The sequence below is a fragment of the Streptomyces sp. DI166 genome (genome assembly GCF_900091315.1).
Taxonomy (GTDB): Bacteria; Actinomycetota; Actinomycetes; order Streptomycetales; family Streptomycetaceae; genus Streptomyces; species Streptomyces fuscus.
On record NZ_FLSP01000062.1, the window covers coordinates 38,955 to 52,219 of the forward strand.

Annotated in this window: 15 protein-coding genes; all 15 read left to right on the top strand. The window is 70.5% G+C overall.

Going from position 1 to position 13,265, the window contains the following annotated elements:
• Positions 1 to 447 precede the first annotated feature (447 nt).
• Positions 448 to 1,500 (top strand): C40 family peptidase, encoded by a 1,053-nt coding sequence (locus GA0115233_RS26580; RefSeq protein ID WP_255310365.1) that lies wholly within the window; start codon positions 448 to 450, stop codon positions 1,498 to 1,500.
• Positions 1,501 to 1,638: 138 nt separating this feature from the next.
• Positions 1,639 to 1,956 (top strand): DUF6112 family protein, encoded by a 318-nt coding sequence (locus GA0115233_RS26585; RefSeq protein ID WP_093722831.1) that lies wholly within the window; start codon positions 1,639 to 1,641, stop codon positions 1,954 to 1,956.
• The gene (locus GA0115233_RS26590) at positions 1,956 to 2,636 is read left to right on the top strand and encodes a hypothetical protein (protein ID WP_093722832.1); all 681 of its coding nucleotides are present in this window, start codon (positions 1,956 to 1,958) and stop codon (positions 2,634 to 2,636) included. The genes GA0115233_RS26585 and GA0115233_RS26590 overlap by 1 nt, the downstream gene beginning before the upstream one ends.
• Before the next feature lie 35 nt (positions 2,637 to 2,671).
• Positions 2,672 to 4,021: an SCO6881 family protein gene (locus tag GA0115233_RS26595; RefSeq protein ID WP_093722833.1), complete on the top strand. Its 1,350-nt coding sequence runs from the start codon at positions 2,672 to 2,674 to the stop codon at positions 4,019 to 4,021.
• An 89-nt stretch (positions 4,022 to 4,110) separates the two neighbouring features.
• On the top strand, positions 4,111 to 5,583 hold the full coding sequence (locus tag GA0115233_RS26600; RefSeq protein WP_093722834.1) for an SCO6880 family protein: 1,473 nt from the start codon (positions 4,111 to 4,113) through the stop codon (positions 5,581 to 5,583).
• A gap of 62 nt (positions 5,584 to 5,645) precedes the next feature.
• Positions 5,646 to 6,110 carry a DUF6238 family protein gene (locus GA0115233_RS26605; protein ID WP_093722835.1) on the top strand — a complete coding sequence of 155 codons (465 nt, stop codon included), beginning with the start codon at positions 5,646 to 5,648 and terminating at the stop codon, positions 6,108 to 6,110.
• Between the two features lie 24 nt (positions 6,111 to 6,134).
• The gene (locus tag GA0115233_RS26610) at positions 6,135 to 6,671 is read left to right on the top strand and encodes a hypothetical protein (RefSeq protein WP_093722836.1); all 537 of its coding nucleotides are present in this window, start codon (positions 6,135 to 6,137) and stop codon (positions 6,669 to 6,671) included.
• 46 nt (positions 6,672 to 6,717) lie between these two features.
• The gene (locus GA0115233_RS26615) at positions 6,718 to 8,232 is read left to right on the top strand and encodes an ATP-binding protein (RefSeq protein ID WP_093722837.1); all 1,515 of its coding nucleotides are present in this window, start codon (positions 6,718 to 6,720) and stop codon (positions 8,230 to 8,232) included.
• A 64-nt stretch (positions 8,233 to 8,296) separates the two neighbouring features.
• Positions 8,297 to 8,980 carry a hypothetical protein gene (locus tag GA0115233_RS26620; protein ID WP_255310366.1) on the top strand — a complete coding sequence of 228 codons (684 nt, stop codon included), beginning with the start codon at positions 8,297 to 8,299 and terminating at the stop codon, positions 8,978 to 8,980.
• Between the two features lie 175 nt (positions 8,981 to 9,155).
• Positions 9,156 to 10,052, top strand: coding sequence for a hypothetical protein (locus GA0115233_RS26625; protein ID WP_255310367.1), 897 nt, complete (start codon positions 9,156 to 9,158; stop codon positions 10,050 to 10,052).
• Positions 9,989 to 10,456 (top strand): hypothetical protein, encoded by a 468-nt coding sequence (locus tag GA0115233_RS26630; RefSeq protein WP_093722838.1) that lies wholly within the window; start codon positions 9,989 to 9,991, stop codon positions 10,454 to 10,456. Before GA0115233_RS26625 ends, GA0115233_RS26630 begins: the two co-directional genes overlap by 64 nt.
• Positions 10,457 to 10,617: 161 nt before the next feature.
• Positions 10,618 to 11,541 carry a hypothetical protein gene (locus GA0115233_RS26635; protein WP_093722839.1) on the top strand — a complete coding sequence of 308 codons (924 nt, stop codon included), beginning with the start codon at positions 10,618 to 10,620 and terminating at the stop codon, positions 11,539 to 11,541.
• Positions 11,542 to 11,558: 17 nt separating this feature from the next.
• Positions 11,559 to 12,077 carry a hypothetical protein gene (locus tag GA0115233_RS26640; protein ID WP_093722840.1) on the top strand — a complete coding sequence of 173 codons (519 nt, stop codon included), beginning with the start codon at positions 11,559 to 11,561 and terminating at the stop codon, positions 12,075 to 12,077.
• A gap of 165 nt (positions 12,078 to 12,242) precedes the next feature.
• Positions 12,243 to 12,671 carry a hypothetical protein gene (locus GA0115233_RS26645; protein WP_093722841.1) on the top strand — a complete coding sequence of 143 codons (429 nt, stop codon included), beginning with the start codon at positions 12,243 to 12,245 and terminating at the stop codon, positions 12,669 to 12,671.
• A 164-nt stretch (positions 12,672 to 12,835) separates the two neighbouring features.
• On the top strand, positions 12,836 to 13,265 hold a 430-nt coding region (locus tag GA0115233_RS26650), incomplete at its 3' end, for a hypothetical protein (protein ID WP_255310368.1).

Consider the following 13,265-nt stretch of genomic DNA (forward strand, 5'->3'; position numbering starts at 1 on the left):
CCCGGTTGAGCGCTATCGCCGCCGAAATCCCCGAAGTTGAGCCTTGATCACGAACGATTTCGGCAACCGGGGATCCGCCCTTACTGTTTTGGAACTGCCCGGCGGACACCGCCGATGGCACATCCCCGCCCCCGCCTTCAAGGAGGTACCCCCATGTCCTGGCACACCTGACCCGACGCCCGTGCCGGTGCGAGCGGCAACTCGCACAGGCACCTGGGCCACCCGAATTGCCCACCACCCAGCGTCGCGCCCTTTCCTCAACGACGCACGCGCCGCTGGGACTTCAGCAAGGGTTCTCGCTGTGACATCGCTCTACCCTCCCCTGCCCGCGATCCGTCCGCCGGCCCGTGACCACCTTCCGGGAGGCGGCACGGATTTAAGGGCATAGCCGCCGGCATCGGCGTCGTCGTCCTCTCCCCGCTCCTGCTCGCGGGCACCGCCATGATGATGGCGTCCTCCAGCGAAGCCGCGACCACCTCCTCCTTCAGCGGATGCCTGACCGGCATCGACACCGCCGAGGTGACCAAGGAGGTCGCCAAGCTCCTCGACGGCGCGTCCGCCAAAGACGTCCACATCCAGGGCCTGGACCTTCCGGCCGAACAGATTCCCAACGCGCAGACCATCGTGGCCACCGGCATCAGCCTTGACGTGCCCAAGAAGGGGCAGATCATCGCGATTGCCACCGCGATGCAGGAATCGCGGCTGCGCAACCTCAACTCCGGGGATCGGGACAGCCTCGGTTTGTTCCAGCAACGGCCCAGCCAGGGGTGGGGAACCGCGCAGCAGATCCGTGATCCGGTCTACGCCTCCGAGCGCTTCTACAAGGCGCTGCTGAAGGTCGACGGCTGGCAGCAGATGAAGGTCACCCAAGCTGCCCAGGCCGTCCAGAAGTCCGGCTATCCGGACGCGTACGCGCAGTGGGAGGACCTGGCCACCGCGCTGCAGAAGGCCATCGCCGCCACGTTCCCGAACGCCGACAAGGACAAGCCCGCCAAGGACTCGGACAAGGATGCCGAGCCCAGTGCCGGAGGGTGTACTCCGGACAAGGACGGCACGTCCTTCGGGCGGATTCCCGAGGGCAGCGTCCCGAAGGGATACAAGATCCCCAAGAGCGCCGATCCGAAGGCGCGTAAGGCCATCGAGTGGGCCATGCACCAGCTCGGCACGCTCTACCAGTGGGGCGGCTCGTGCACCGACGCCCACGGCCCCGACCCGATGGGCCGCTGCGACTGCAGCTCGCTGATGCAACAGGCGTACGCGCACGCCGACGTCCACCTCACCCGCACCACGTACACCCAGGTCAACGAGGGCAAGGCCGTCTCGGCGAAGAACCTCAAGCCTGGTGACCTGATCTTCAGCCGCGGCACCGCTGCCCGGCCCGAACACGTCGGTCTTTACATGGGCGAGGGCCTCGTCATCGAGGCGCCGCGCACATCGAAACCGGTCCGGATCACGCCGATCAAGGACTGGGAAATTTTGGCCGTCCGCCGGGTCCTCTGACGCCGAGCGCCGCCCGGACACCTCCCGGGCCGCGCCCGCCGGGCCCCCTTCTCGCGCCGCGAGCGCACTCCTCCTCTCTCTCTTTCCCTTTCGCCGGCCCCTGCATGGCCCGCGCACGCAAGGAGCCCCGCCACACCTATGCCCATACCTCTCGCAGACCGCGCCGCCGTCCTCCTCGCCTACGACCCAGGCATCTCGCCCAAGGGCGGCGGCCTGCCCGGCCTGTCCGTGCTGAAGAACGTCGTCAACAGCATCAACATGTTCGGGATCATCGCCGTCGTCGGCGCCCTTGCCGTCTCACTAGGTGTGTGGGCCTGGGGCCACCACACCGGCGGTCACCAGGCCGAGGCCAACGGAAAGAAGGGCGCGGTCGTAGCGGCCGGCGCCGCGCTCGGCCTCGGCGCCGCGAACGGAATCGTGGCGTTCTTCTCCGGCCTCGGGGCTCAGGTCCACTGATGCCGAATCGACTCCCCTCCCTGTCCGGATACGGCGTGACCTGGTCGACCAACAAACGCGTCACGATCGTCGCTCTGGTCATCACCGCGCTGCTCGTCGTCGCCGCGACCGCCGCCTGGTTCACCGACCGCGGTGAACACCACGACAACAGCAACACGTCCTCGCAGGCGAGCAGTTCCTCACCCACCGAGGCCACGCCGAAGCCTTCGGCCGGGTCGGGGTCGGTGCCCAAGCCTCCACAGATCGCCGAACCGGTCGCCTTCGCCAAGGCCGCGGCGGCGATGCTCTGGTCGTACGACACCCGCGACACCAGCCGCGACCAGCAACTCGCGGGCATGCGGGCGTGGATGACCAAGGAGACCAAGTACAACGACTGGGCCTCCGTGTCCGGTCAGGTCCCCGACCCGCTGCTGTGGTCGCGCATGGCCGACCAGGACCAGCACGCCAGTGCCATGGTCACCGAAGGCCACTACCCCGGCGCGTTCAAGCAGGCCCTCGCCGAGGACCCCTCCGCGATCACCGAGGCGTACATCTACGTCGTCACCGTCAACGGCAAGCAGCAGATCGAGTGGAAGAAGGGCGGCGGCGGAGCCGAGGACCGTGCCGTGACCCTCGCCGTGCAGTGCCGGCCCAACCACGACTGCGCCCTCGCCGCCATCGCCCCCAGCGTCACGCAGTGACCCACCTCACCGATAGATAAGGAGGCCACCTTCCCTTGGGTTTCTGCGACTTCCCCGTAGCGGACAAGCTCTGCGCCGTAGGCGAGGCCGTCGACTTCGCCTCCGATCCCGGCAAGGCGATCGGCGACTGGATGGCCAAGAGCGCCGGTGAACTCGCCGCCGCCGCAGCCGACCTGGCCGCCAAGGCGGTGGACGCCACTACCAAGGTCGACTTGAACGCCGGCTGGTTCCGCGACAACTACGAGATGCTGCTGCCGATCGGCCTGGTCATCCTGGTCGGGACATTCTGTGCACAGCTCATCCGAGCCGCCGTCAAACGCGACGGGCAGGCCCTCACCCAGGCGTTCACCGGCACAGCCTCGGGCGTGATCTTCGCGTTCGCCGCCATCGCCCTGACCACCGTCGCCATCGAGGTGGTCGACGCCTTGTCCGCCGGGTTGTTCAAAGCCTCACACCTGTCCATCGAATCGGCCGTACGCCGCATCGTGAAGGTCTCCCAGATCCCCTCCTTGGCGGGCCTGGGCTGGCTGGTCGCCGTGTTCACCGGGCTCGGCGCCGCCGTCGGCGCGTTCCTCTACTGGTGCGTGATGATGGTCCGAAAGGTCGGCATCCTCGTCATGGTGACCTTGGCGGTCTTCGCCGGGGCGGGCGGAGGCTGGGAAGTCGCCCGCCGCTGGCGGCGCGGCTGGATCGAGGCCACCGCCACCCTCGTCGTCAGCAAACTGCTGATGACCATCATCTTCGTCCTCGGCATCGCCGCCATGGGCAAGACCGAGGCCAAGGACGGCCTGGGCGCGCTCGCCGACGTCATGGCAGGCATCGTGATCATGGTGCTGGTGCTGCTCTGCCCGTACGCCACCTTCAAGTTCGTCCACTGGGCAGCCGAGGGCACCGACGGAGAATCGATTCACCGCGCCGGTGGCGCCGGCGCCCAGCTCGCCCGGCAGCACGCCGAGAAGGCGGGACGCAAGGCCGCAGCCCTGGCCGCCACCGCCGCAACAGGCGGCGCGGCAGCCGGCGCGGGCGCCGCAGGACCCGAGGCCGCCGGCGGCGGATTCCCCGGCGACATCGCCGCCAACCCCACCGGAGGCGGCGGCCAGGAGAGCCAAAGCTCCCCGGCTTCCGGAGGCGACGGGATCAACTCCGGTCTGGAGAAGGCCGTCCAGCCGCCCCCGACCAGCCCCAGCGATGACACCAGCGGCCAGGTAGGCGGCGCTCCCGGAGGCGGCGGCGGTTCCGCATCAGCGCCCAGCGGCGGCAGTGGATTCATGTCGCAGCCCGGCAGCGGCGCCTCAACGCCCCCGCCGCAGGGCACCCCGCCGGGACCGAACTCGGCCGCCATCAGTGGGACCGGAACACCGCCGCCCTCGCCCACCGGCCTGTAGCTCCTGCCCGACTCCGGGGCGGCACGCGCCGAGCGGTTCTTCGCCGCGTGCCGCCCCAGCCACCGCCCCGCGCACCCCCGGAACGGCCCTTGTCTGATCTCACCGTCCAACCGCTCACCGTCAAGTTCCCCCACCGCTCCCGGCGCGGCATCCTCCTCGGGCTGTCCCTGCCGCAACTCGTCCTGGTCTCCTGCGCGTTGGCGCTCCTGCTCGGAACGGTGGTGTCCACCGGGCTGCTTGGCGTCATCGCCCTGACGCCGCTGTGGGCCCTGATTGCCGCCCTGGTCGCCATCCGCCGGCACGGCCGCTCGCTGATCGACTGGGCGCCGATCGTCCTGCGCTTCGCGCTACGTCGCCGCACCGGACAGACCCTGTGGCTCGCCCGGCCCGTCACCCGCCCCCGCCAGGACGGCATCCTGCACCTGCCCGGCACCGCCGCCTCGCTGCGAGTGGTCACCCCCGGCGACTCCGCCAATGGCGCCGCCGCCGTCCACGACCCGCACCACCAGACCCTGACCGCCGTCGCCCGCGTCTCCAGCCGCGCGTTCGCCCTGCTGGACCCCGCGACCCAGAACCACAACGTCGCTGGATGGGGCCGCGCGCTCGCGGGCATCGCGCGCACCGGACACGTCGCCACCATCCAGGTCCTGGAGCGCACCGTCCCCGACAGCGGCGACACCCTCGCCCGCCACTGGAGCCAGCAAGGCCACCCCGAGACACCGGTGGCCGGACAGGTGTACAGCGAACTGGTCGCCTCCGCCGGCCCGGCAGCCGCCCCGCACGAGGCGTACCTGGCGATCTCCCTCGACCTGAAGGCGGCCAAGCGGCTCATCTCACAGGCCGGCGGCGGCCTTCCCGGTGCCTTCACGGTGATGGAGCAGACCACCAGCTCAATCGCCCAGGCGGCGCGCAGCGCCGGACTGATGGTGACCGGCTGGCTCTCGGCGCGCGAGATCGCGGCCGTGATCCGCACCGCCTACGACCCCAAGGCGCTCTCCGGACTGCAGCAGTGGTCGGAGTCCGGGCGGGGCCAGGCCGACCCGGCCGCCGCCGGTCCGGTCGTGCAGGTCGAGGAGTACGACCGGCTCGCCACTGACTCCGCGCGGCACGCCACCTATTGGGTCGAGGACTGGCCGCGCACCGAAACCTCCGCAGGCTTCCTGCACGGGCTCATGTTCACCGCCGGAGTCCGCCGCACCCTTTCCCTTATATACGTGCCGCAGGGGCTCGAGTCCGCGATGCGCGACGTGCAGCGCAAGAAGGCCGCGATCATCGCCGACGCGAACGAGAGGTCGCGGCGCGGGCAGGTCGACTCCGAAGCCGACAGCGTCGAGTACGCGGACGTCAAGACCCGCGAGCGTCAGCTGATCGCCGGTCACGCCGACGTCGCTCTGACCGGGCTGCTCACCATGTCCGCCGAGACCGACGCCCTTCTCGACGCCGCCTGCGCGCAGATCGAGACCGCCGCCGTCACGGCCCAGGTTGACCTGCGCCGCCTGAACTTTCAGCAGCCCGAGGCGTTCACGCTCAGCGCTCTCCCTCTCGCCCGCACCGCCCTGTAACACCCCACCCCCCGGCCGACCGCCGACGTCCTGCCGCCGCGGAAGGAAGGAACCTTTCCCCTTTGACCTCTGCCATCCCCGTCGGAGAGGCGTACCCGTACCTACGGGCTGCCAGCGCCGGCATCCGCCATCACGCGCGCGCCCTCGCCGCGCGCGCAGATCACCCGGCCACGGCCGCCGACCGCGCGCACCTCGACGTGCTGCATGCCCATCTGACCGCGCTGCACCAGTTGCTCGACCAGCTCGACGAGACCACCCGGTCCCCGCATCCCGCCGCCGGACGACAGCTCGCCACCGCGCACACCCGGCTGTGGCAGGCCACCGCCGCCGTTCACGACGCCTTCCACCTCCTTCCCGTGGCCGACGAGGCAGGCACCGAATGCCACCCCGAGCGCCTCCCCGAAGGACCTCCCGTCCTGACCATCTGCCAGCGCCACCTCGCCGCCGGCCACGTCGTACGGCGCAAGACCACGCCGACCGACCTCAACGCCCCGGTCCCCGGTCGCACCACTACCTGCGCCCAGTAAGCCTCCATCACCGAAAGGCCCTGCATGCACAAGCTCAAGCGCTCCGCATCCACCGCCGCCATCGTCGCCACGCTCGCCGGCACCGCCGCCCTGGCCACAGCCACGCCGGCTTCCGCCGCCAGCTACCACTGCACGACCAGCAGTTACACCGTCGACGACCCGTCGTACAACGGACCCGACTCCGACAACTGGGACTTTGACGTCCAACTCTGCGCCAAGCGGAGCGGCGGCTACATCTACACCACCGCCACGGTCTACTGGGACGGCCCCTACGCGAGCAACCAGCACACCAGCCTCACCTTTAACAAGGCCCGCTTCCACCTGCAGACCAAGAAGTCCACCGCCGGCACGGACCCGGTCGTGAAGTACGCCAACTACACGTACCTGGAGCACGCCCTCGAACACAGCAACGGCAACGGCTCCTACAAGACGGGAACGCTCAAGACCAAGGCCAGCGGCCGGTACCAGTACCTCGCAGACGGCTACATCGAGCTGGACTGGTCCGGCGACGGCACGGGCTACCGCAAGCCCCTCCTGTTCAGCGCCTCCCCGCGCGTCTGACCTGCGCAGTGCGTCCTGACCTCCGTCACGTGAAAGCCACCCCGTCATGAGCCACCGGCCCGCACGCCGTGCCCGCCGCGCCAGCGCCAGCCCGCTGTTCACCCCGCACGGCACCGACCGTGCCTCGCGCAAGGCCGCCCGCCGACAACTCGCCGAGGCCGCCGCGAAGGCCCGAACTGAAGCCGCCGCCCACACCCGCGGGGCCGACGTGGCCGAGCACGAGATGCCGGCACCGCTCTTCCCGCCGGCCGGACGCCCCGGCCCCGCGTCCTCCCGCAACAACAAGATCAAACTGCCTGCCCACCGCATGACCACCGCCACCGCGTCCGGGGCGTACCCGTTCCTCGCCGAGGGCGGCCTGGGCGCCGAGGGCATCTACATCGGGCGCGACGTCCACGCGGAGGCGTCCTTTTGTTTCGATCCGTTCGCGCTGTACGGCAAGATCGAGGGATTCACCAACCCGAACGTCCTGCTGGCCGGGGTGATCGGGCAGGGCAAGTCGGCGCTCGCCAAGAGCTTCGCGCTGCGGTCGATCGCCTTCGGCTATCGCGTCTACGTGCCGTGTGATCCCAAGGGTGAATGGACGCCCGTGGCACAGGCGTTGGGCGGCACCTCCATCGCCCTGGGACCGGGACTGCCCGGAAAGCTCAATCCGCTGGATGCGGCGCCCCGACCCAACAGCGTCTCCGAGACCGACTGGGCAGGCGAGATCCGCAAGAGGCGTCTGCTGCTGCTCGGCTCCCTGGCCCGCACCGTCCTCGGGCGGGACCTGCTACCGATGGAACACACCGGCCTCGACGTCGCCCTCGACGCCGTCGTCACCCGCGCCGCCGCGAGCGGACGCACCCCGTTGCTCGGCGACATCGCCGCCACCCTCAACAACCCCGACGAACTCGACCGGGTCGGCGGCGTCATGTCCGGCCGCCTCGGCGACGCCTCCCGCGACCTGGCCCACGCCATGCGCCGATTGGTGCACGGCGACCTCGCCGGCGTGTTCGACGCCCCCAGCACGGTGGCCTTCGACCCCAACTCGCCGATGCTGACCATTGACCTGTCGCGCCTGGGCGGATCGGGCGACGACACCGCCCTGGTGCTCGCCATGACCTGCGCCTCCGCGTGGATGGAATCCGCGCTGTCCGACCCGAACGGCGGTCGGCGCTGGATCGTCTACGACGAGGCATGGCGCCTGATGCGTCACCCCGGCCTGCTCGCGCGGATGCAGTCCCAGTGGAAGCTGAGCCGCGGCCTGGGCATCGCCAACCTCATGGTCATCCACCGGCTGTCCGACCTGCTCACCGCGGGCGACGCCGGATCCCGCGGCCGGGCGCTCGCCGAAGGTCTGCTCGCCGACTGCTCCACCCGCATCATCTACCGGCAAGAAACGGACCAACTCCACGCCGCCGCAGCCCTGTTGGGCCTCACGTCGGTGGAAGCCGACGCAATCTCCCACCTCAACCGCGGCAGAGGGCTCTGGAAAGTCGCGGGCCGCAGCTTCATCGTGCAGCACCTCCTGCACCCCCACGAGCTGGCGCTCTTCGACACCGACGCCCGTATGCACTGACCCCAAGATTTCCGACCATACCGGCTGCCACCTGCGACGTTTCAGCCCTCACCACCGGGAACCCATGCCCCCAGCGCGCACCCACCTGAACACCTTCGCCACCGACCTGGCCTTCCTCCTGCCCGGCCTCTGGAGCCACGAGTACCACGGCCGCGTCGCGCACGAGGACCAGTACCTCATTGCCGAGCAGCTCTGGGACGTCGGCCATGTCAGTTGGGTGGTCAACGAATTCGCCCTCTCCCGCTGCTCCGTCCTGAACACCCTGGAGGGCCAGCGCCTGCTCGTCATCGACCGACCGCGCCATCCGCACCAGTTCGTCGTCGCCCCGCTCGTCCCGGACGAAGACCGCCTCAAGGCACACCACTTCGACGGCGTCGACGAGCCGAACGGCATTACCGTCTCCAACGACCCCCGTCGGGCCGCGGACCAGGTCGAGCGTCGCCTGCTGCCCCGCTATGAGCGAGCCCTCAAGGCCGTCCGCCGCAACGCCGCAGAGGAGCCCGAGCCGCCTCACCGCCCGGCTCCGCCGCACGTCGCCCAGGTGGTGACGCTGACCTGGTATGCCGACGGAGCGCTCGGGACTCCGTACGCGAGCGTGCCGAAAGAGGCGCGGATGACGCTGTACGCCCACGGCTTTCCCACCCGCGCCAGGCGGCGTTCCTGCTTCCCGAAGCGTACGGCGAGGACGGCCGCGCTCTGCGGATCCAGTCGGTGGCCCGCCGCCTCGCCGAGCAGGGCATCGGCGTGAACCTACGCCGCGCCACACCGACCACGACCGCTGTGCTGCCGCCCGCGCTGCCCACGGCCGTCCGCAGCCATCACCGCTGACCGCTCCGTCGCCCGGACGGTCTGCGGCGGCGGCGCCGGGGAGGTGCACCGTGCGCTACCTCGGCACTCCCTCGGGGCCTGACATACGGGCCGCGATGAGCGCGGGACGCCTCGGCTGTATGACCACCCCGGCGCAAGGCAGCCGCATCCCCGAGGGCGTCCTGTACGCCTGCGACAACTCCAAGTTCGGCAGCGACGGCAAGGGCCGCTACTGGCCCGGCGCCGAGGCGTGGTTCGCCTGGCTGTCGCGGACCGTCGAGAGGTACGGGCCGGATCGCTGTCTGTGGGCGCTCGCCCCGGACCAGCCGTTCGACGCCACCGGCACGCTCACCGAGTCGCTGCCGTGGCTGGCCCGCATTCGTGAGCTGGGCGTCCCCGCTGCCTTCGCGGCGCAGGACGGCTGCGATCAACCCGGGCTGCTGCCCTGGGACAGCTTCGACGTCCTGTTCCTGGCCGGATCGACCGAGTGGAAACTCGGCCCGGTCGCCGAACGGCTGGCCCGCGAGGCAAAGGCCCGCGGCAAGGGCGTGCACATGGGCCGCGTCAACTCCCGGTCCCGTCTGAGGATCGCCGAGTGGTTCGGCTGCGACAGCGCCGACGGCACCTACCTCGCGTACGGGCCCGACAAGAACCTGCCCAAGCTCCTCAAGTGGCTCGACGAACTCGACGGCACCCCCTCCCTCCTCGGCGGCACGCACCCCTTCGGCGCTCCCGACGCGGTACTGAGAGCCTCACCCGCCCGCAGGGACACCCGCTGCTGCGGTACCGCGGGCCGGACGTCCCGGCACCCGAACCCGCTGACCGTACCGGCACCCGTCGCACACTTCCAGGAGTCCATCTGCCCTTCCCTTACGACCAGGTCAGCCAGCTGCACTCGCTGGCCGAGCGCATCCACAGTGCGGCCGACGAGCTGCCGCTCACCGACTCGGTGCACTCCGGCGCCGACAACCTCGATGACCTCGATGACCGGACTCGCGACGTCGCCGGACTGATCACCCACCTCACCACCGCGGCAGCCTTCGCCGCGCGCACCGTGCGACGCGGGCGCGACCCGGAATCCGACATCACCCGCCGTACGGTCGCCCAGCTCACGCGCACGGTGGGCACCCTGGGGCACGCCCTGGCCGACCTCGGCGAAGCCGTCGCCCATGCCGGCGCCCTCCACCAGCTCGGCTCTCTTCCCCGCTCCGCGCAGCGCACCACGGCCATCGCGTCCGAGCGCTCCCAGCTGCACGCCCGGATCGACAGCACGCGCAGGCGGCTGAACCAGGCCGGCGGTCGGCTCCATCAGCAGGCCGACCGGCTCGGCGCTGCGCCGACGCCGAGCCGCAGCCTCAGCACGACGAGCACGATCCCTGTCACCCCGCCCGGCCCTGCGATCTCCCGCAGCCGCTGATCCCTTCCCGACCAAGACCCTGGAGCACACCCATCCACACCACCCGCCGTGTCCTTCCCCTGCTCGTCTGTGCCGCGCTGCTCGCCGGGGCCGCCGCCTGCAGCAGCGACGACGTACCGTCCGCGAAGAAGGGCCCCACCGCGCCCGCCGCGCCGAAGCCGGTGCCCGCGCTCAGTGACGCGCAGGCCCGCGCCGTCATCGCCAACTACTCGAAGATCAACAACGAGGCCAACGCGCAGCGTGACCGGACCCTGCTCGACACCGTCGAGGACGGGCCCATGTACGCGATGTCCGTCTCCGACTACACCGAGACCGAGGGCCTGCCCAAGGCCGACCGCAAGCCGTACAAGCCCTGGTCGTACGACACCTCCAGCGCCAAGCTGTACATCCCGCGCTTCACCACCGGCCAGAACCGCTGGTTCGCCGCCGCGCTCTCCGGTGAGAAGGGCAAGGACCCGAGCCGCATCGCCGTCTTCGCCGAGCAGCCGAAGGACAAGCGGTGGGAGCTGGTCTCCGTCGTCGGCCTCGCCGGCGCGACGCTCCCGGACATCGCCCTCGACAAGGACGGCTACGCCACCGCGGTCGCCGCCACCGGCAATAAGGAGCTGGCGGCCGACGCCAACCTGCTGCGCACCGCGGTGATCGACAACTTCGCGACCGGCGGGACGAACACTGGCACCAAGGTCTTCGACCCGACCAAGGCCAGCCAGCAGCAGATCAAGGTCCACGACGAGACCACCCGCAAGTTCGGGAAGCTGGGCACCACGGTCTTCGCCGGCGGCACCAACCGGTTCAAGGACGCCTACGCGCTGAAGACCAGCGACGGCGGCACACTGGTGCTGTTCGCCCACACCCACACGCAGACTGACGCCGTCGCGCACTCCGGGCTGCAGATCAACCCTGGCAAGGACGACAACGCCTGGCTCCACGGCATCCCGCGCACGTCGGTGACGTACACGTTCGTCTGCTCCGACGCCGCCACCGTGCCCGCGAAGGCCGCCCCGTCCCGCCTGATCGGCTACACGTGCGCCCGCACCGACGCCTCCGGCCCACCCGTCGGCTCCGCGCCGACGGACCGCACGTAGCCGACCGGAGGAGCCCCTTGTCCCTGCCACACCCCGACTTCGAGCTGTACGACAACGTCGGCCGCACCATCGAGCAGATCACCGCCCATCGGGACGACCGGCCGACCGCCGACGACCTGCATCGCTGGGCCGCCCACGACGCCAGGGAGTTCAGCACCTCGCTCCCCGACGAAGAGGCTGGTAAGAGCATCATCGACTGGACCCGTCAGCTCTACCGGGCACGCACAGCAGCCGAGTTGAACACCGTTGCGCAGGCCGTCCTCGGCGACGGACGCAGTGGCCTCGCCGAGCTGCACACGTTCCTGGAGACCGCGGCCGAATGGTGCGACCACAACCAGGAACCAGGCATCGCCGTTCGCTACCGCCAGCACGCCGAGGAGCTGTCAGCACTCGGTGATCGACTCGCCTACTTGAGCGAGGACCATCTGGCCAGCATCTACCGGCGAACGAACCGATCGGCATCCGCGCAGCCCCCGCGGGCCGTACCGGCGGCTCCTGTCACGCCGCCTGGGCCCGCGCGCCGATCCGCCCGCTGACCCCGCCCACGACAGGAAGATCCTCTGTCCACTCGCTCTGTCATCGCCCGGCCCACCGGCACCGGATACGTCGGCACGTACGTCCACTGGGACGGCTACCCCAGCCATCACCTGCCCCTGCTGCTCGCCGCACACAAGCATCGCTTCGCCGGGGACACCGACGCTTTGACCGCGTACCTCATCGACGAGGCGCCGGAGGGCTGGTCCATCCTGGGCACCGACCTCCTGGAAGGCGCACCCGATGCGCTGCGCGAGCACCTGGCCGGCGGGCGTAACGAACCCGGCCGCCGGTATCCGGCGCACCCGACGTTGCCCCCGTTCACCTGGACCGAGCGAACGGCGTCCCAGCTGAGCTGGGGCTACGTCCTCCACCCTCAAGGGATCGAAGTGATCAGCGCGCCCAGCGCGGCACGCGGTCCGGTCGTCGCGTGGGCAACCGACCCCCGCACGCGGTTCCGTGACACCGCCAGCCTGCGGGCGCCCGACCGGCCGATCCCGGCCAGTATCCCGCCGAAGACCACCGCGCACACTGCGCCGCCCGGCCCCACGCCGTCGCCCATCGCGGCAGTGCCGACGCGTCCCCGCGCGCACTGACACCCTCACTTCAGGAGACCGACCTGTCCACCCGCTCTGTCATAGCCCGCCCCACCGCCGACGGCTACGCCGGCATATACGTCCGCTTCGACGGCTACCCCGACAACAAGCTCCCGCTGCTCCCGGCCGCCTACCAGCACCGGTTCGCCAGCGACCTGGAGGCCATGGCCCGCCACTTGATCGACGACGTGGGACACGGTTGGGACGAGCTGGGCACCGACCTCCTCGACTGCGCTCCCGCCGCCCTGCGCCGCTCCCTGACCGGCTGCGATGAATACCCCAGCCGTCAGATGACCAACGTGATCAATGCGGACGGCAGCCCGGCCGCACGTGAGCTGATCACGCAGGACGGCACCGGCGACCTGGAGTGGGCGTACGTCCTGCACCCGCACGGCATCGAGGTGATCGCCCTGCAGGCGTACGACCGCGGGCCCGTCGTCGCGTGGGACACCGATCCACGCAGCCGAGTCACGGCGAATCCGAGCGCTTGGCACCCGGACACACCGGCTCCGATCGTTGCGCCGCGCACCGCCCCGCGCCTGTCCATGACCGCGTCCGCGCCGACGCCGACGCCCCGCAAGACCGCCCGCCGCT